Here is a 19,004-nt window from a genome sequence, read left to right as displayed (position 1 = left end):
AGGAGAGGGCGGCTCAGGCCGGCGCCCCGTCGCCCACGCCCGCCGACGCGGCCACCTGGTCGACGCCCTCGGGCACGAGCCACAGCGCCCCGAGCGGGGGCACCCGCAGCGCGAGGGAGGCCTCGCGGCCGTTCCACGGCACGTCCTCGGCCTGCAGCGTCCCGGTGTTCACCACGCCCGAGCCGCCGTAGGCCTCGTCGTCGGTGGACAGCACCTGGCGCCACGACCCGCCCTGCGGGAGCGCCACGCGGTAGCCCTCGTGCGGCGCCCCGGCGAAGTTGACGACCGCCACGAGCGGGCGGCCGGCGGCGTCCCGCCGCACGAAGGAGATCGTGTTGCGGCCGGCGTCGTCGGCGTCCAGCCACTCGAAGCCGTCCCCGTCGAAGTCCCGCTCCCACAGCTGCGGGTGCTCGCGGTAGAGCGCGTTGAGGTCGCCGACGAGCCGCTGCACCCCGAGGTGCGCGGGGTCGTCGAGGTGCCACCAGTCCAGGCTGCGGCTCTCGCCCCACTCCTGGTCCTGGGCGAACTCGCTGCCCATGAAGAGGAGCTGCTTGCCGGGGTGCGCCCACATGTACGCGAGGTAGGCGCGGACGTTCGCGAGCTGCTGCCAGCGGTCGCCGGGCATCTTGCGGAGCAGGGAGCCCTTGCCGTGCACGACCTCGTCGTGGCTGATCGGCAGGACGTACTGCTCGGAGAAGGCGTACACCAGCGAGAACGTGAGCCGGTGGTGGTGGTGCACCCGGTGCATCGGGTCCTCGCCGACGTAGTCCAGCGAGTCGTGCATCCAGCCCATGTTCCACTTCAGGCCGAAGCCCAGGCCGCCGGCGTCCGTGGGCCGCGTGACGCCCGGCCAGGCGGTGGACTCCTCGGCGATCGTCACGATGCCCGGGACGCGCCGGTAGGACACGGCGTTGAACTCCTGCAGCAGCTCGATGGCCTCGAGGTGCTCGCGGCCGCCGTACCGGTTGGGGACCCACTGCCCCTGCTCGCGGGAGTAGTCGAGGTAGAGCATCGAGGCGACGGCGTCGACGCGGATGCCGTCGATGTGGAACTCCTCGAGCCAGTACACCGCGTTGGCGACGAGGAAGTTGCGCACCTCGGGCCGGCCGTAGTCCGGCACGAGCGTGCCCCACTCGGGGTGCTCGCCCTTGCGCGGGTCGGGGTACTCGTACAGGGGCTCGCCGTCGAAGCGCGCGAGCGCGAACTCGTCCTTGGGGAAGTGCCCGGGGACCCAGTCGAGGATGACGCCGACGCCGGCCGCGTGGAGCGCGTCGACGAGGTGCCGGAACTCGTCCGGCGAGCCGAAGCGGGACGTCGGCGCGTAGTACGAGGTCACCTGGTAGCCCCACGAGCCGCCGAAGGGGTGCTCGGCGACGGGCAGCAGCTCGACGTGGGTGAAGCCGAGGGCCGTGACGTGGCCGACCAGCTGCTCGGCCAGCTCGGTGTAGGACAGGCCCTGCCGCCAGGAGCCGAGGTGCACCTCGTAGACGCTCATCGGCCCGGAGTGCGGGTCGCGCGCCGCGCGCTCGCGCAGCCACGCGGCGTCGCCCCAGGCATAGGAGGACTCGGTGACGACGGAGCCGGTGGCGGGCGGCACCTCGGCCAGCCGTGCCATGGGGTCGGCCTTCTGCCGCCACACGCCGTCCTGGCCCTGGATCTCCAGCTTGTAGACCTCGCCGTCGCCCACCCCCGGGACGAACAGCTCCCAGACGCCGCTGCCGCCGAGCGAGCGCATCGCGTGCGAGCGCCCGTCCCAGTGGTTGAAGCCGCCGACGACGCGGACGCCGCGGGCGTGCGGCGCCCAGACGCCGAAGGCGGTGCCGGTGACGTCGCCCATCGCCCCGCCGGGGTAGCGCAGGACACGAGCGCCGAGCGCCGTCCACAGCTGCTCGTGGCGTCCCTCGCCGATGAGGTGCAGGTCGACCTCGCCGAGCGTGGGCCAGAAGCGGTAGGGGTCGTCGGCGGTGTCGGTGGTGCCGCCCGACCACGTCGTCTCGACGCGGTAGTCGGGGACGTCGGCGACGGGGAGCACGGCCACCCAGACGCCGTCGTGCTCGTGCTCGGCCTCGACGGACCCGTCGGCGGTGACGACGACGACCCGCTCGGCGAGGGGACGGCGCACGCGGACGGTGACCCCGCCGTCGTGCGGGTGCGGCCCGAGGGCGTCGTGCGGGAAGGGCGTCGCGCCGTGGGCGGCGGCGTCGAGCAGCCCCGGGTCGACGGGGGCCCGCCCCGGCGCGCGCGCACCGTCGGCGGCACCCCTCCCGGCGGGGGCGGCAGCGGTCTGGTCCACGGGTGTCTCCTCGGGACGGGGGGCGGGGTCGTCCACCGGGGGGTGGGCGGGGGCGGCGCCGAGCAGGCGCTCGACCGCTCCCAGGGGTACGGGCAGCCACTGCGGGCGCTGGCGGGTCTCGTAGACCACCTCGTACAGCGCCTTGTCGAGCAGGAGCGCCCGGTGCAGCGGGCTGCCGGGGCCGTGCCGCGGGTCGTCGTCGACCTCGGCGTAGCCCTCGAGCAGGGCCCGCGTCGCCTCGGCCGTCCAGGCCTCGGCCCGGGCGGTCAGCGCCGCGTCGCCGCGACCGGCGCTGACGTGCGCACCGGCGTAGTCGAGGGAGCGGACCATGCCCACGACGTCGCGGACGGCGACGTCGGGGCGCACGCGCTCGGCGAGCGGGCGCAGCGGCTCGCCCTCGAAGTCCAGGACGACCCAGCCCCGGCCGGGCACGGAGAGCACCTGCCCCAGGTGGTAGTCGCCGTGGACCCGCTGCAGCGGTGGCAGGTCCGCCGCCGCGGGCAGCTCCTCGAGCGAGCCCACGTGCTGCTCCAGGGCGTCGGCGTACGGCGCGAGCGCCGGCGCGGAGGCCAGGGCCCAGCGGACCCGGTCGGCCAGCCCGCGCACGAGCTGCTCCCTCCCGTCCTGCGTGACGGGGGTCTGCCCGAAGGACTCGGCGAGGGCCCGGTGCACGAGGGCCGTGGCGCGGCCGAGGGAGCGGGCCCCTCCGGCGAAGGACTCCCCGTCCTCGACGGCCCGGCACGCCTCGCGCCAGGCGTCCTGCGCGCCGGTGAGGAACTCGCTGACGACGGCGAGGTGGCCGCTGACGGCCGCCCCGTCCGGCGTCGTCCACGCGCCCTCGACCCAGCCGAGCGGCTGGGCCACCTGCTCGCAGCCGGCGGCCCACAGCGCCGCCGCGACGACGACGTCGGGGTTCTCGCCGGGCGACAGCACCCGGAACACCTTGAGGATCGACGGTGCGTCGCCCCCGGCGCCGATGACGACGCTGGTGTTCGACTGCTCGCCGCCGAGGACCTTCGAGCCGGCGGAGGGGTCGAGCCGGGCGCCCGGGGCGAGGTGGCCCCGCGCCGCGGTGGCGCCGCCCTGCACCGACCCGCCCTCGTCCATCAGCCGCAGCAGCGCCGCGACGAGGTCGGGGTCGGCGGTCCCGTCGTGCACGCCCCGGCCGTCGGCGAGGACGCCGACCAGCGAGGGGTCGGGCGCGGCGCCGGCCGCGTCGTCGCGCGGCGGGCGCACCGCGAGCGGGACCTGCGTCAGCGTCGTCTCCTCGACGGTCCGCACGGCCACGAGGTGGACGGTGCAGCGCGTGGACGAGCCGGCCGGGGCGGGCAGGTCGACCGAGCCCAGCAGCTCGTGCTCGGCGGCGGCCCCCTTGGCGGGGTACCAGCGCTGCGCCGGCATCCACGCGTCGAGCAGCCCGCGGAGCTCCTGCGGGTCGACGTCGGCCGGCCCGCCGTCGACCGGACCCCGGTCCCTCGCGGCGGGGCTCATCGGTCCACCACCGAGAGCCAGAGGAAGTCACGGGCACCGAGCGTCACCGGGAACCTCCCGTCGTCGTCGACGCGCGGGAAGCCCGCGCCGCCGAACAGGTCCTGCAGGTCGTGGCCCTCCCGGCCGGGCAGGCGCAGCGCGCTCGCCTGCGGGGTGGCGGCCATGTTGGCGACGCAGAGCACCGTCTCCGGCGCGAGGCCGGAGCGGGCGGCCTCGTGGTCGTCCAGGACCCGCAGGAAGGCGAGCACCGCCGGGTTGTCCGCGTGCAGCGGCACGTACGTGCCGACCCCGAAGACCGGGTGCTGCCGGCGCAGCGCCAGCAGCGCGCGCACCCAGTGCAGCAGCGAGGAGGAGCTCGCGAGAGAGGCCTCGACGTTGATCGCGCCGTAGCTGTAGACGAGCGACTGCACGGTCGGCAGGTAGAGCTTGCCCGGGTCGGCGGTGCTGAAGCCGGCGTTGCGGTCCGGCGTCCACTGCATCGGCGTCCGGACGCTGTCGCGGTCGTCGAGCCAGATGTTGTCGCCCATGCCGACCTCGTCGCCGTAGTACAGGCAGGGCGAGCCGGGCAGCGAGAGCAGGAGGGCGTGGAGCAGCTCCACCTCCGCGCGGGACCCGTCGACGAGCGGGGCCAGGCGGCGCCGGATGCCCACGTTGGCCCGCATGCGCGGGTCCGGCGCGTACCAGCCGTACATCGCCGCGCGCTCCTCCGTGGAGACCATCTCGAGGGTGAGCTCGTCGTGGTTGCGCAGGAACGTGCCCCACTGCGCCCCGGCCGGGATGTCCGGGGTCTCGGCGAGCGTGTCGAGCACGGGGGCCGCACGGCCCTCGCGCACCGAGGAGTACAGCCGCGGCATCACGGGGAAGTGGAAGCACATGTGGCACTCGGGGTCGTCCGCCTCGCCGTAGTAGGCGACGACGTCGTCCGGTGGCTGGTTGGCCTCCGCGAGGAGGATCCGCCCGGGGAACTCGCGGTCCACCATCCGCCGCAGCTGCTTGAGGAACTCGTGCGTGCGGGGGAGGTTCTCGCAGCTCGTGCCCTCCTCCTCGAAGAGGTAGGGCACGGCGTCCAGCCGGAACCCGTCGATGCCGAGGTCCAGCCAGTAGCGGACGACGTCGAACATCGCCTCGGCGACCGCCGGGTTCTCGAAGTTCAGGTCCGGCTGGTGGCCGAAGAACCGGTGCCAGAAGTACTGCCGCCGCACCGGGTCGAACGTCCAGTTCGACGTCTCGGTGTCGACGAAGATGATCCGGGCGTCCTGGTAGCGCTCGGTCGTGTCGCTCCAGACGTAGAAGTCGCCGTAGGGCCCCTGCGGGTCGCTGCGGCTGGCCTGGAACCACGGGTGCGCGTCGCTGGTGTGGTTCATCACGAGGTCGGTGACGACCCGGATCCCGCGGGCGTGCGCCTGCTGCACGAGCTCGGTGAAGTCCGCCAGCGTCCCGAACTCCGGCAGCACGGAGTAGTAGTCGGAGATGTCGTAGCCGCCGTCGCGCAGCGGCGAGGCGTAGAAGGGGGGCAGCCACAGGCAGTCGACGCCGAGCCACTGCAGGTAGTCGAGCCGTCCGACGAGGCCGGTGAAGTCCCCGGAGCCCGAGCCGTTGGAGTCGGCGAAGGCGCGCACGAGCACCTCGTAGAAGACGGCCTTGCGGTACCAGTCGGGGTCGTCGGACAGGCCGCTGCCGACGTGGCCGAGAGCCGAGGCCGTCCCCCCGGCGAGGCCGGGCTCGTCGCCGGCACTCGCCCCGCCGCCGACGACGGGCGTGGGGCCCGTGGTCGGGTGGGTCCCCGGCGACGCCTGGACGGGCACCGTCCCGGTGGTCGGGGCGGGCCCGCCGACCGCGGGGGACGGGCCGGTGTAGGGGCTCGAGGAGGGGGTGCTCATGCGGCACCACCGCCGCGGGTGAGCGTCGCGACGTGGGCGGGGCGCCCGGGGCCGAGGTCGACGTACACGTCGCGCCCCCACGTCCAGCGGCCGCCCGTGAGGCCGTCCGCGGCGAGGACCTGCTCGTCGTCGGCGAGGCCCAGCGCGCCCATGTCGAGGTGCACGTGGGTCTGGTGCCACTGCTGCGGGTCGATGCAGACGACCACCAGCACGAGGTCCTCCTGCCCCGTCGGGGAGACGTCCGCGGGCAGGTGCCGGCTGTAGGCGACCACCTGGTCGTCGTCCGTCGGGTGGAACACGGTGCCGCGCAGCCGCTGCAGGGCCGGGTGCTCGCGGCGGAGCTCGTTGAGGCGGGCGAGCAGGGGCCCGACGCTGCGGCCCTCGAGGACGGCGCGCTCGAAGTCGCGCGGCTTGTACTGGTACTTCTCGTTGTCGATCTGCTCCTGCGCCCCGGGGCGCGGCACGTCCTCGACGAGCTCGTAGCCGGCGTAGACGCCCCACGTCGGCGACATCGTCGCGGCGAGGACGGCGCGCAGCTCGAACGCCGGCCGCCCGTTCTGGCTCATGAAGGGCGTGAGGATGTCGTGCGTCGTCGGCCAGAAGCTCGGCCGCATGTAGGCGGCGGCCTCGCCGGAGACCTCCTCGCCGTACTCGACGAGCTCCTCCTTGGTGTTCCGCCAGGCGAAGTAGGTGTAGCTCTGGTGGAACCCGACCTTGGCCAGGGTGTGCATCATCGCCGGCCGCGTGAAGGCCTCGGCGAGGAAGAGCACGTCGGGGTGCTCCCGGTTCACCTCCGCGATGAGCCACTCCCACAGCTCGACCGGCTTGGTGTGCGGGTTGTCGACGCGGAAGAGGGTCACCCCGTGCTCGACCCACAGCAGGACGACGCGGAGGATCTCCGCGTAGAGCCCCTGGGGGTCGGTGTCGAAGGCCAGCGGGTAGATGTCCTGGTACTTCTTCGGCGGGTTCTCCGCGTAGGCGATCGACCCGTCGGCGCGCTGGACGAACCACTCGGGGTGCTCGGCGACCCAGGGGTGGTCGGGCGAGCACTGCAGAGCCAGGTCGAGCGCGACCTCGAGCCCCTCGCCCCGGGCCCGGGCGACGAAGGCGTCGAAGTCCTCGAAGGTCCCGAGGTCGGGGTGGACGGCGTCGTGCCCGCCCTCGGGCGCACCGATCGCGTAGGGCGAGCCCGGGTCCTCGGGGGTCGGGTCGAGGGAGTTGTTGCGGCCCTTGCGGAAGGTCGTCCCGATGGGGTGGATCGGCGTGAGGTAGACGACGTCCCAGCCCTGCTCGGCCAGCGCCGGGAGCCGCTCGGCCGCCGTCCGCAGGGTGCCGGAGACCCAGCGCCCCTCCGCCTCGTCGTAGTACGCGCCCTCCGAGCGGGGGAACAGCTCGTACCAGGAGCCGAAGAGGGCCAGGGGGCGCTGCACGACGAGGCGGGCGTCCGGCGTCGCGGTGACCAGCTCGCGCAGCGGCAGCCGCTCGAGCGCGTCCAGCACCTCGCGCGAGGTGCCGGCGGCGAAGCGGGCCCGGTGCGGCCGCCCCGTGTCGCGCAGGCCGCTGGCGCCCGCCTCCAGGTGGGCGACGTCGGCGGGGGAGCGCCCCGGGACGGCGGCGGCGCGCTGGAGGACCAGCGCGCCGTCGGCCAGCGCCAGCTCGACGTCCTCGGGAGGCAGCCCGGGCGTGGTGACCTTGACGCCGGCTGCGTGCTCCCACGAGCCGAACGGGTCCGACCACGCCTCCACGCGGAAGGTCCACCCGCCGACGGCGTCCGGGACCACGTCCGCCCGCCAGGCGTCGAGGCCGGGGTTGGTGCACGTCATCCGGGCCCGGGTCGCCTCCGAGCCGTCCGGGCGCAGGAGGACGACCTCGGCGGCGACGGCGTCGTGGCCCTCGCGGAAGACGGTCGCCGTCACCGGGACCGCCTCGCCGACGACCGCGCGTGCGGGCCAGCGCCCGCCGTCGACGACGGGGGCCAGGTCGACCACGGGGATGCGTCCGACCACGCACGAGGCCGACTCCTGCGCCGGTGAGGGGACGCCCGAGGGGGGCGGCGGGACGGCGGCGGTGGCGTCGTCGGCCGCCACGGGGGCGCCCGGGCCGCCGGCGGCGCCCTCCACGCTGACCGGGCCGTCGGCGTCGCCGCGCCCGGGGGAGGGGGGTGGCGTGGCGCCGGGGCGGGCGGTGGACGGGCGTCGCGAGGTCGGCACCGGAGGAACGTACCGAGAGGAGCGGCCGGTGACACCCGGGTCCCCCGGCGGCGGCGGGCCGGGACCGTCCCCCCCGGGCGGGTGGCCGTCCCCCGGCGCGCAGGGGAGCCGGTCCTCGGACACGGGCCCGGTGGCCCGTCCCGCTCGTTACTCTCCCCGCCCGTGAGAGCCATCCGACGGTTCACCGTCCGCACCGCCCTGCCGGCGCCGCTCGCCGCGCTCGAGCGGCTGTCCCTGAACCTGCGCTGGTCGTGGCACCCGCCCACGCGGGACCTGTTCCGCGACCTCGACCCGCAGGTCTGGGACGCGGTGCGCCAGGACCCGGTGGCCCTGCTCGCGGAGCTCGGGCCGGACCGGCTCGCCGAGCTGGCGGCCGACGACGCGCTGGTGCGGCGCGTCCGCGCGGCCGAGGCCGACCTCGACGCCTACCTCACCCAGCCGCGCTGGTACCAGGGCGCGGCGACCGCGTGGGAGGGCGGCGGGCCGACGTCCGTCGCCTACTTCTCGCCCGAGTTCGGCGTGACGACGGTGCTGCCCCAGTACTCGGGCGGGCTCGGCATCCTCGCGGGCGACCACCTGAAGAGCGCCTCCGACCTCGGGGTCCCGATCACGGGCGTGGGGCTCCTGTACGGCCAGGGGTACTTCACGCAGTCGCTGTCCCGCGACGGCTGGCAGACCGAGACCTACCCGGTGCTCGACCCGGGCGACCTGCCGCTCACGCTGCTGCGGGAGGAGGACGGGGCACCGTGCCGCGTCGCCCTGGCGCTGCCCGGCGGCCGGACGCTGCACGCGCACGTCTGGAAGGCCGACGTCGGCCGCGTGCCGCTGCTCCTGCTCGACTCCGACGTCGAGGAGAACGACCCGGACGTCCGGTCCACGACGGACCGCCTCTACGGCGGCGGCGGGGAGAAGCGCCTGCTGCAGGAGATGCTGCTCGGCATCGGCGGCGTGCGGGCGCTGCGCCTGTGGTCGCGCCTGTCCGGCGCCCCGGCGCCGGAGGTGTTCCACACCAACGAGGGGCACGCCGGCTTCCTCGGCGTGGAGCGCATCGGCGAGGCCCTCGGGGCCGGGCTCGGCTTCGAGGCCGCGCTGCAGGCGGGCCGCGCCGCCACGGTCTTCACCACGCACACGCCCGTACCCGCCGGCATCGACCGCTTCGACGCGGCGCAGGTCCGCGAGTACGTGACGTGCGCCGTGCCCGCCGTGGACGGCGAGCGGCTCGTCGCGCTCGGCGCCGAGGACTACCCGGGCGGCCAGCCCGGCATCTTCAACATGGCCGTCATGGGCCTGCGGCTGGCGCAGCGGGCCAACGGCGTCTCGCAGCTGCACGGCAGCGTGAGCCGCGGGATGTTCGACGGCCTCTGGCCGGGCCTCGACGCCCCCGAGGTCCCCATCACGTCGGTCACCAACGGCGTGCACGCCCCGACCTGGGTGGACCGGCGCCTCGACGACGCCGTCCACGCGGCCACCGGCGCCCGCCCCACCACGGAGCCGGGGGCGTGGGCACGCGCGGGCGAGGTGCCCGCGGCGCAGCTGTGGTCCGCGCGCCGGCAGATGCGCTCGGCGCTCGTGACCGACGTCCGACGGCGCCTGCGGGCCTCGTGGCTGGAGCGGGGCGCGACCGCCGCCGAGCTCGGCTGGGTCGACGACGTCCTCGACCCGGACGTCCTGACGGTCGGCTTCGCCCGCCGCGTCCCCACGTACAAGCGGCTCACGCTCATGCTGCGCGACCCGGAGCGGCTGCGGGCGCTGCTGCTGCACCCGGAGCACCCGGTGCAGCTCGTCATCGCCGGCAAGTCGCACCCCGCCGACGACTCGGGCAAGCGCCTCATCCAGCAGCTCGTCCGCTTCACCGACGACCCGGCCGTCCGCCACCGCATCGTCTTCCTGCCGAACTACGACATCGGCATGGCCCAGACGCTGTACCCGGGCTGCGACGTCTGGCTCAACAACCCGCTGCGTCCGCTCGAGGCCTGCGGCACGTCGGGCATGAAGGCGGCGCTCAACGGCGGGCTCAACCTCTCCATCCTCGACGGCTGGTGGGACGAGTGGTTCGACGGCGAGAACGGCTGGGCGATCCCGACCGCGGACGGCGTCGAGGACGCCGACCGCCGGGACGACCTGGAGGCCGCCGCGCTCTACGACCTCGTCGAGACGCAGGTCGCGCCCCGCTTCTACGACACCTCCGGTGCCGGCGGCACCCCGGCGCGCTGGCTGGAGATGGTCCAGCACACGCTGTCGACGCTGGGGCCCAAGGTGCTCGCGACGCGCATGGTCGCCGAGTACGTGGAGCGGCTCTACGTCCCGGCGGCCACGAGCGGGCGCACGGTCGCCGCGTCCGGGCACGCCGGCGCCCGTCGGCTCGCCGCGTGGGTCGACGAGGTCCGCGGCGGCTGGGGCGGCGTCCGCGTCGACCACGCCGAGTCCGTCGACCTCTCGGACAGCCCCCAGCTCGGCGAGGTCCTCGCCGTCCGGGCCTGGGTCTCGCTCGGCGGCCTCTCGCCGGAGGACGTCGACGTCCAGGTCGTGCACGGGCGGGTCACGCAGACCGACGAGCTGGTGAGCACGAGCACCGTCGCGCTGACCCACGTCGAGGCGCTGGAGGACGGCCGGCACTCCTACGCCGGCGACATCCCGCTGCGTCGCACCGGCGCGGTCGGCTACACGGTGCGCGTCCTGCCCCGGCACGAGCTGCTGGCGTCGCCGACCGAGCTGGGGCTCGTCGCCAACGCCTGACCCCTCGTCGTCACCGGCGCCCGGCCCCGCCCTCCGGCGGGGCCGGGACCGGGCGGTGGGCGTCGAGACGGAGGCCTGCGTCGGGGNCCCCCCCCCCCCCCCCCCCCCCCCCCCCCCCCCCCCCCCCCCCCCCCCCCCCCCCCCCCCCCCCCCCCCCCCCCGGGACCGGGCGGTGGGCGTCGAGACGGAGGCCTGCGTCGGGGACCGGGCCCCCGGACGACGACAGGCCCCCGGTCGGCGACAGGCCCCGTCTCGCCGACCACCGTGCGCCTACGGGCGGTCCGCGGCGTAGACCCGCATCGACGTCGGCCCCACCTCGACCACCTCGCCCGGGGCGCACGCGGCCGGGGGGACGTCCTCGGGACGCTCGCAGGTGCTGTCCCACAGCAGGTCCCAGCCGAGGGCCCAGGGCTCGGCCGGCAGCCGCACGGGCGTGCTGCCCGCTCCGGAGTGCAGGACCACGAGCAGCGAGCGCCCACCGGTCGGACCGCCGTGGTGGACCATCTGCAGGGTCCGCAGCTGGACCTCGTGCCAGCGCTCCTCGCTCATCGGGCGGCCGTCGGGGCCGAACCACGCGAGGTCGACCGTCCCGTCGTCGTGCACGGGACGACCGCTCGCGAAGGTGTCCTGGCGCAGCACCGCGTGCTCGCGGCGCAGGGCGAGCAGGCGCGTCGTCGTCGCGAGCAGGTCCGCCTCGGGACCCCCGCGCCGCAGCGCGGGCCAGTCGAGCCAGACGGCCTCGTCGTCGACGACGTAGGCGTTGTTGTTGCCGTGCTGCGTGCGCAGCATCTCGTCCCCGCCCAGCAGCATGGGGACGCCCGTGGAGACCGTCAGCGTCCCCAGGAGGTTGCGGACCGAGCGGCGCCGGGCGGCGAGGACCTGCGGGTCGTCGGTCGGTCCCTCGACGCCGTGGTTGTCGGACCGGTTGTCGCCGTGCCCGTCCCGGTTCTCCTCGCCGTTGCCCTCGTTGTGCTTGGACTCGTGGGCGCACGCGTCGGCGAGGGTGAAGCCGTCGTGCGCGGCGAGGAGGTTGACCGACGCGAGCGGACCCCGCCGGGAGGCGTCGGTGCTCGCGCCGTGCGCGAAGAGGTCGGCCGAGCCCGCCAGGCGGGTCGCGAGGTGCCGCACCCCGTCACCCGGGTGCTGACCGCGCCGGGCCCGGGCGGCGTCCGCGAGCCAGAAGCTGCGGACGTCGTCCCGGTACCGGTCGTTCCACTCGGCGAAGGGCGGGGGGAACTGCCCCGTCCGCCAGCCGCCGGGCCCGACGTCCCACGGCTCGGCGACGAGCTTCACGTCCGCCAGCACCGGGTCGGCCCGGGCGGCGACGAGGAACGGGTGCTCGGGGTCGAAGGCCGCGTCGCGGCCGCGCGCGAGCGCCGGGGCCAGGTCGAAGCGGAAGCCGTCGACGCCGTAGGCGTCGACCCAGTGGCGCAGCGAGTCGAGGACCAGGGCGACGACGCGCGCGGAGGAGGCGTCCAGGGTGCCGCCGCAGCCGGTGACGTCGACGTCGAGTCCCGCGGAGTCGAGGCGGTAGTAGGCCTCGGCGTCGAGCCCGCGGAACGACAGGGCCGGGCCCTCGACACCGCCCTCCGCCGTGTGGTTGTAGACGACGTCGAGCAGCACCTCGAGCCCCGCGGCGTGCAGCGCCTCCACCGCGCCGGCCAGCTCCGCGGTGACGGCGGCCGGACCGAGGGCCCGGGCGGCCGCGCTGGCGTAGCGCGGGGCCGGCGCGAAGTAGGACAGCGTGCTGTAGCCCCAGGCGTTGCGGCGGCCCCGCCGCACGAGGTGCGGCTCCTCGGCGATCGCGTGGACGGGCAGCAGCTCCAGGGCCGTGACCCCGAGCTCGACGAGGTGCGCGACGACGGCCGGGTGGCCGAGCGCGGCGTACGTGCCCCGCAGCTCCGGCGGGACGTCCGGGTGCCGCATGGTGAGGCCGCGCACGTGGGCCTCGTAGACGACGGTGTCCCGCCACGGGGTGCGCGGGCGCACGGCGCCCTCGGCCCGGCGGGGCGGGAGGACGACGCCGTGCGGGGCCCACGGGGCGGAGTCGCCGGACGAGCGCCGGCGGGCGCCGCCGGTGCGCGCGGGTCCGTCGACCGGCCGCCACTGGTCGTCCACCTCGTGGGCGAAGAGCGCGGCGTCCCAGCGCACCTCGTCGTGGACGGCCCGGGCGTACGGGTCGAGCAGCAGCTTGGCCGGGTTGAAGCGGTGCCCGCGCTCCGGCTCCCAGGGGCCGTGCACCCGCAGGCCGTACCGCTGCCCCGCGCCGACGCCGGGCAGGGACCCGTGCCAGACGCCGTGCGTGCGCCCGGCGAGGTCGACGCGCTCCTCGACGAGCCCGCCGTCGCCGTCGGCGAGGAGGGCGACCTGCACGCGCTCGGCGTGCGGCGCGTAGACGGCGGCGGACGCCCCGCCCTCGGCCAGCAGGTGCACGCCGAGGGGGTGCGGGCGGCTTCCGGCGCCGCTCGCCGCGGAGGTGGTCACGGGACGTCCATCGGCAGGCACGGGCGTCCACTGTGCCACCGGGACGACGGCCGCCCGACGCGACGACCGTGCGGCCGACCGTGCGACCGACCGGGGGCCGGGCGCACGGCGCCTACCCTCGCCCCGACCCGTCCACCACCGCCCCGGAGGAGCCGTGACCGAGAGCCCGGCCGCCGTGCTCGTCACGGGGGAGGACGGCGTCGCCGAGCTGCGGCTGCAGCGCCCGCCGGTCAACGCGCTCGACGCCGCGGCGCAGGACCTCGTGGCGGCGCTCGCCCGGCGGGCGGACGGGCGCGAGGACGTCCGCGCGCTCGTCGTCACCGGCGGGGACCGGTTCTGCGCCGGGGCCGACGTGCGCGAGATGGCGGCGATGACGGGGGACGACATGGCCCTGCGGGCGCCGTCGCTGCAGGCGTTCACGGACGCCGTCGCCGCCGTCGGCGTGCCCGTCGTCGCGGCGCTGGAGGGGCCCGTGCTCGGCGGCGGCCTGGAGCTGGCCCTCGCCTGCGACGTCCGGGTGTGCGCCCGGGGGGCACGGCTCGGCCTGCCCGAGGTGGGCCTCGGCGTCCTGCCCGGCGCCGGCGGCACCCAGCGGCTGGCGAGGCTCGTGGGCCCCTCGCTCGCCAAGGACCTGCTGTGGTCCGGTCGCTCCCTGGACGCCGACGAGGCCCTCGCGGTCGGCCTCGTCGACGAGGTGGTGGAGGCGGGCGAGGGCGAGACGGCGGCTCGCCGACGCGCTGCCGGGTACGCGGAGGCGGGTCCGCGCGAGGTGCTGCGCGCCGCGAAGCGGGCCGTCGACGAGGGGGCCGCGCTGCCGCTGGCGGCCGGCCTGGCGCTCGAGCGGCGCCTGTTCACCGAGCTCTTCGCGGGCCCCGAGCGCGCGCGCCGGATGGGCGCCTTCGCCGCCCGCCGGCGTCCGGCGGGGCCGGCGGGGCCGGCGGGGGGCTGAGGGCCGCGTCGCCCGGCGCCTACCCTCGACGCGTGCTCGAGCAGGGGGAGCGGCACCTCGCCGCCCGCGACGCCGCCGGCCCGTCGACCCGGCGGGTCTACGCCGACCACGCCGCGAGCACGCCGGTCCTGCCCGCCGCCGCGGCCGCCGTGGCCGAGGCGCTGCTGCTGCCCGGCAACGCCTCCTCGGCCCACGCCGAGGGGCGCGCGCTGCGTCGCGTCCTCGAGGAGTCCCGCGAGCAGGTCGCCGCGGCCCTCGGCGCCGCCCCCGACGAGGTCGTGCTGACCTCCGGCGGGACGGAGGCCGACAACCTCGCCGTCGCCGGCCTCGTGCGCGCCCGGCAGCAGGAGGACCCCCGCCGGCGGCGCCTGCTCGTCAGCGCCGTCGAGCACCCGGCGGTCCTCGAGCCCGCCCGCCGGCTCGCCGCCGAGGGCGAGGTGGAGCTCGAGCTGCTGCCCGTGGACCGCCGGGGTCGTCTCGACGTCGCGGCCGTGGAGGCGTCCCTCGACGTGCACGGGGACGAGGTCGCCCTCGTCAGCGTCATGTGGGCCAACAACGAGACGGGCGTGCTGCAGCCGCTCGACGACGTCGTGGCGGCCTGCTCGGCGCGCGGCGTCCCCGTGCACAGCGACGCCGTGCAGGCGCCGCTGACGCAGCCCGTCGACCTGGCGTCGTCGGGGCTCGCGGCCGTGTCGGTCTCGGGCCACAAGGTCGGCGCGCCGGTCGGCACGGGGGCGCTGCTGCTGCGCCGGGGCACACGGCTGCGCGCGCTGGCGACCGGCGGCGGGCACGAGCGCGGGCTGCGTCCCGGCAGCTCCGCCGTGGCGCTCGCACGGGGGCTCGCCGTCGCGCTGGAGGCCTCCGTCGCGTCCCGCGAGGAGGAGGCCGCCCGGCTCTCCACGCTGCGGGCCGAGCTGGTCGGGGGTGTCCGGCAGGCGGTCCCGGACGCGGTCCTGGCGGGGGACGACCGTCCCGGGGCCTCGCTGCCCGGGACGGCGATGCTCCTGCTGCCCGGCTGCGACGGCGACGCGCTGCTGTACCTCATGGACGCCCGCGGCATCGCCATCTCGACCGGGAGCGCCTGCAGCGCAGGCGCGACCACCGGCAGCCACGTCCTCGCCGCGATGGGCGCCGACCCCGACGACGCGCGTGGTGCGATGCGGGTCAGCCTGGGTCGCACCAGCTCTCGCGCCGACGTGGGCGCGCTGGTGGACGCCCTGCCCGGCGTCGTGGCGGCGGCGCGTCGCGCCCGTGCCGCGTCGGCGCCCGCGCAGGCCCTCGCGGTGCCGTCGCCGGTCGGGGCGGGCTGAGCCGTGCGCGTCCTGGCCGCCATGAGCGGCGGCGTCGACTCCGCCGTCGCGGCGGCACGCGCCGTGGACGCCGGTCACGAGGTCGTCGGCGTCCACCTGGCGCTGTCCCGCGGCGCCACCCCGGCCGGTGGGGCCAGGGCCCGGGGCTGCTGCACCGTCGAGGACGCCGGCGACGCCCGTCGCGCCGCGGACGTCCTCGGCATCCCCTTCTACGTCTGGGACCTCTCCGAGCGCTTCGCCGCCGACGTCGTCGACGACTTCACCGCCGAGTACGCCGCGGGTCGCACGCCCAACCCGTGCGTGCGGTGCAACGAGCGGGTGAAGTTCGCCGCCCTGCTCGACCGCGCGCTCGCGCTCGGCTTCGACGCGCTGGCCACCGGGCACTACGCCCGGCTCGAGCCGGACGCGGCCGGGGGGCCGCCGACGCTGCACCGTGCGCGGGACGCCGCGAAGGACCAGTCGTACGTCCTCGCCGTCGTGCCCCCGCACCGCCTGGCGCGGGCGCTGCTGCCCCTCGGGGACGCCCCCGCCAAGGCGGACGTGCGCGCCGAGGCGGCCGGGCGCGGGCTCGCCGTCGCCGACAAGCCCGACAGCCACGACATCTGCTTCGTCCCCGACGGCGACGCGCGCGCGTGGCTGGCGCAGCGCGTGCCGTCGCGCCCCGGCCTCGTCCGCGACGAGGAGGGCGCGGTCCTCGGCGAGCACGACGGCGTCACGGGTCTGACCGTCGGCCAGCGGCGGGGCCTGCGCGTCGGGCGACCGGCGGCGGACGGGCGCCCGCGGTACGTGCTGTCGCTGTCCGTCGTCACCGGCGACGTCGTCGTGGGGCCCGCCGAGCGGCTGGACCGCACCGTCGTGACGGGTGGCCCCCCGACGTGGACGGGGCCGCCCGCCGCGGTCGGGGACCGCCTCGGGGCCCAGCTGCGGGCGCACGGGGCGGAGGCGGCGTGCACGGTGACGGCGGCCGACCCCCTCGAGGTGGTCCTCGACGCGCCGGTGCGCGGGGTCGCCCCCGGGCAGACGCTCGCGCTCTACGACGGGACCCGGGTGGTCGGGTCCGCGACCGTCGAGGCCGCGCGCTGAGGTCGCGCCGGCGCCCCCGGGCCGGCGCCCCCGCGCAGGACGCGGCGGGCGTCGGCCCGCGGCGGGCACGGCTACCGTCGCCGGGGTGACCCCCGCGGACCCCGACCTGCTCCGGACCGAGGACGGCCCCGCCGGCGACCGGGGAGAAGGGGAGGGCCGGCGCGCGCTGCGGGGTCGGCTCAGCGGCACGGGCGCCTGGCCGGTGGAGGACGTCCTCGAGGCGGCGCGCACGGTGCTCGGGGAGCTCGGCGCGCCCCCCGGGCTGCCGCACCTCGTCGAGCAGCCCGGCCGGGGGCCCGGCGCCGAGCTCGTCGGGCGGACGGCGTCCGTGCTCGTCGAGCTGCCCGTGGACCTGCAGCCGTCGGGGTGGCGCTTCGTGGACCACCCCGGCCGGGACGCCGAGCGGGCGCGCAGCCTGCGGCGCGGGGACGTCGACGCGCTCGCCGAGGCCGCGGACGGCTACGCCGGGGAGCTCAAGGTCCAGCTGGCCGGCCCCTGGACGCTCGCCGCCTCGGTGCGCCTGGGGCGCGGCGAGCGCTCGAGCACCGACCCGGGGGCCCGCCGTGACGTCGTCGCCTCGCTCGCCGAGGGGGTGCGCGACCACCTCGCCGAGGTGCGCCGCGCCGTGCCGGGCGCCGAGCTCGTCCTCCAGGTCGACGAGCCGTCGCTGCCCGCCGTGCTGGCCGGCGAGCTCCGTCGTGCCAGCGGCTTCGGCCGCCTCGAGCCGGTGGCCGCCGAGGAGGTCGAGACCGGGCTGCGCGTCGTCGTCGACGCCGCGCGCGACGCCGGTGCGCACCACGTCGTCGTCCGGTGCGCGACGGCCGGTGCCCCTGTCGAGCTGCTCGCACGCTCGGGGGCCGACGGCGTCGCCCTCGACCTGGCGCTCCTGGACGAGCCGGCCTGGGAGCTCGTGGCCGCCGCCGTGGAGGACGGGCGGACGCTGTGGGCCGGCGTCGACGTCGTCGCCGACCCGCTGCGCCGCCCGGCCGACCTCGCCGGCGACCTGCGCCGCCCGTGGGCGCGGCTCGGGCTGCCGGCGCGGGCGCTCGGCGACGTCGTGCTGGTACCCGCCGGCGACCTCTCCGGCCTCTCGCCGAGCCGGGCGCGCCCGGTGCTGCGACGGCTGCGCGAGGCGGTCGACGTCCTCGCCGACGACGCCCACGCCTGACGGCGACCCCGCCGTCGCCGCCGCGACGAGCCTCGTCGCCCGCACCCGGGCGGGCACGCACCGAGACCGACGTCGCCCGACCGGGTGACCTCCGGCGTCCCGGACGGCCGCGGGCGTCGCTCCGCGTCGACGGACGGGGGCCGTTCGGCAGGAGTTTCCGGCCAGGTCATTGCCCCGTCGTAACACTTCTGCCAACGTACGCCCCGTCCGGAAGGTCACCGTCGTCCGTTCTCGGCGGTCTCCTCGGCACGACCGAGCACCCTGCGTCCTCGACCCGAGGCCCACGAAGGAGTCCCCTCCCCATGAAGCTCATCAGCGCTCTCACCGCCGGCACCCTCATCGCCGCCGGCGGTGTCGTGGCCGTCGCCCCGACGGCGTTCAGCGCCAGCGGCCTGACGACCCGCTGCAACGGCACGGCCGCGGGCGTGACGGTGCCCGGGACGCTGGTCGTCCCGCGCGGCGCCGCGTGCGACCTGACGGACGTGACGGTCACCGGGGACGTGCGCGTCGCCGCCGGCGCCGACCTGGTCGCCACCACCTCGTCCTTCCAGGGCCGCGTGACGGTCGCCGAGGACGGCTTCGTCGGCCTCGTCGACACCGAGGCGGCCGGCCGGGTCGTGTCGCGGCAGGGCTTCGGCGTGTCCCTCGAGGGCAGCACGGCCGAGTCGGTCGTCAACCGCGCCGTCGACGGCTCCGACGTGCTCTCGGTCGTCTACCTCGAGGACGGCAGCGCGATCTCGGGGAACGTCTCCTCCACCACGGGCGAGCTGCTCCTCAGCTCCTCCTCCGTCGGGGGCAGCCTCACGGGCGACGGCACCGTCTACACCGACGTCATCGACTCCGTCGTCGACGGCGGCCTCTCGGTCATGGACAACGCCGAGGGCGGCGTGTTCTGCGAGAGCGAGGTCTACGGCGACGCCATGTACACCGGCAACATGTCGGTGCTGCAGCTCGGCGCCGACGGCCCGGTCGAGGTCTGCGACATGGCGAGCGTCTGGGGCGGGGACGTGACCGTCTCCGACAACATGGCCGAGATCCTCGTCGACCAGAACATCGTCCGCGGGACGCTCTCGGGCGAGGGCAACGACCCGGCCCCGACGGTCGGCGACTCCAACCGCGTCCGCGGCGGTCTCGGCGGCCAGTTCGCCGCCCCGGCCGAGGCCGACGCCCAGGTGGCCCCGCAGGAGCTGCAGAAGTCGGTGGCGCGCATGGCCGCCTCGCCCATGGCCGCCGAGGTGGCCGAGGAGCCCACGGTCGAGACGGTGACCGAGCGCCAGGCGGACACCGTCGCGCAGCTCGACGCGCGCCAGGCGAAGGCCGAGGCCAAGGCCGTCGCCGCCGGGCCGGCCGACCTCGTCTGACGCCTCCGCGGCGCGGGCACGCGCCGCAGCACCACCCCC

10 protein-coding genes are annotated in these 19,004 nt (G+C 76.8%); 6 read left to right on the top strand and 4 right to left on the bottom strand.

Features of this window, described 5'->3' with window-relative positions:
- Positions 1-13: 13 nt before the first annotated feature.
- The 3 genes from glgB to WDZ17_RS05900 are packed head-to-tail and all read right to left on the bottom strand — an operon-like array spanning position 14 to position 7,874.
- Positions 14-3,784 (bottom strand): 1,4-alpha-glucan branching protein GlgB, encoded by a 3,771-nt coding sequence (gene glgB / locus WDZ17_RS05910; RefSeq protein WP_339574210.1) that lies wholly within the window; start codon positions 3,782-3,784, stop codon positions 14-16.
- On the bottom strand, positions 3,781-5,664 hold the full coding sequence (gene treS / locus WDZ17_RS05905) for a maltose alpha-D-glucosyltransferase (protein ID WP_339574209.1): 1,884 nt from the start codon (positions 5,662-5,664) through the stop codon (positions 3,781-3,783). The genes glgB and treS overlap by 4 nt, the downstream gene beginning before the upstream one ends.
- Positions 5,661-7,874 (bottom strand): alpha-1,4-glucan--maltose-1-phosphate maltosyltransferase, encoded by a 2,214-nt coding sequence (locus WDZ17_RS05900; protein ID WP_339574208.1) that lies wholly within the window; start codon positions 7,872-7,874, stop codon positions 5,661-5,663. Before WDZ17_RS05900 ends, treS begins: the two co-directional genes overlap by 4 nt.
- 162 nt (positions 7,875-8,036) lie before the next feature.
- Between WDZ17_RS05900 and glgP the strand changes: the two genes are divergently transcribed.
- Positions 8,037-10,610: an alpha-glucan family phosphorylase gene (glgP, locus tag WDZ17_RS05895; RefSeq protein WP_339574207.1), complete on the top strand. Its 2,574-nt coding sequence runs from the start codon at positions 8,037-8,039 to the stop codon at positions 10,608-10,610.
- Positions 10,611-10,880: 270 nt separating this feature from the next.
- Here glgP and glgX read toward each other — a convergent pair whose 3' ends face one another.
- Positions 10,881-13,094: a glycogen debranching protein GlgX gene (glgX, locus tag WDZ17_RS05890; protein ID WP_339574206.1), complete on the bottom strand. Its 2,214-nt coding sequence runs from the start codon at positions 13,092-13,094 to the stop codon at positions 10,881-10,883.
- A gap of 154 nt (positions 13,095-13,248) precedes the next feature.
- Here glgX and WDZ17_RS05885 point away from each other — a divergent pair, with 154 nt between their 5' ends.
- The 5 genes from WDZ17_RS05885 (at position 13,249) to WDZ17_RS05865 (ending at position 18,965) form a co-directional block, all read left to right on the top strand.
- Entirely contained in the window at positions 13,249-14,043 is a 795-nt protein-coding gene (locus WDZ17_RS05885; protein ID WP_339574205.1) for an enoyl-CoA hydratase/isomerase family protein, read from the top strand.
- A 32-nt stretch (positions 14,044-14,075) separates the two neighbouring features.
- Positions 14,076-15,353 carry a cysteine desulfurase family protein gene (locus WDZ17_RS05880; protein ID WP_339574204.1) on the top strand — a complete coding sequence of 426 codons (1,278 nt, stop codon included), beginning with the start codon at positions 14,076-14,078 and terminating at the stop codon, positions 15,351-15,353.
- Positions 15,354-15,374: 21 nt separating this feature from the next.
- A complete protein-coding gene (gene mnmA, locus WDZ17_RS05875) occupies positions 15,375-16,436 on the top strand; it encodes a tRNA 2-thiouridine(34) synthase MnmA (protein WP_422631850.1) in 1,062 nt (353 codons plus the stop codon).
- Positions 16,437-16,521: 85 nt separating this feature from the next.
- A complete protein-coding gene (locus tag WDZ17_RS05870; protein WP_339574202.1) occupies positions 16,522-17,604 on the top strand; it encodes a uroporphyrinogen decarboxylase/cobalamine-independent methonine synthase family protein in 1,083 nt (360 codons plus the stop codon).
- Between the two features lie 302 nt (positions 17,605-17,906).
- Positions 17,907-18,965 carry a hypothetical protein gene (locus WDZ17_RS05865; RefSeq protein WP_339574201.1) on the top strand — a complete coding sequence of 353 codons (1,059 nt, stop codon included), beginning with the start codon at positions 17,907-17,909 and terminating at the stop codon, positions 18,963-18,965.
- Positions 18,966-19,004 lie beyond the last annotated feature (39 nt).

The organism is Pseudokineococcus basanitobsidens (genome assembly GCF_037482545.1).
Lineage (GTDB): Bacteria > Actinomycetota > Actinomycetes > Actinomycetales > Quadrisphaeraceae > Pseudokineococcus > Pseudokineococcus basanitobsidens.
The sequence above is the reverse complement of the archived record's forward strand: the minus strand, read 5'-3'. Positions and strand labels throughout refer to the sequence as shown.

Coding starts and splice junctions, on each gene's coding strand:
- glgB (WP_339574210.1), bottom strand. CDS start 3,784: ATGAGCCCCGCCGCGAGGGACCGGGGTCCGGTCGACGGCGGGCCGGCC.
- treS (WP_339574209.1), bottom strand. CDS start 5,664: ATGAGCACCCCCTCCTCGAGCCCCTACACCGGCCCGTCCCCCGCGGTC.
- mnmA (WP_422631850.1), top strand. CDS start 15,375: ATGAGCGGCGGCGTCGACTCCGCCGTCGCGGCGGCACGCGCCGTGGAC.
- WDZ17_RS05865 (WP_339574201.1), top strand. CDS start 17,907: ATGAAGCTCATCAGCGCTCTCACCGCCGGCACCCTCATCGCCGCCGGC.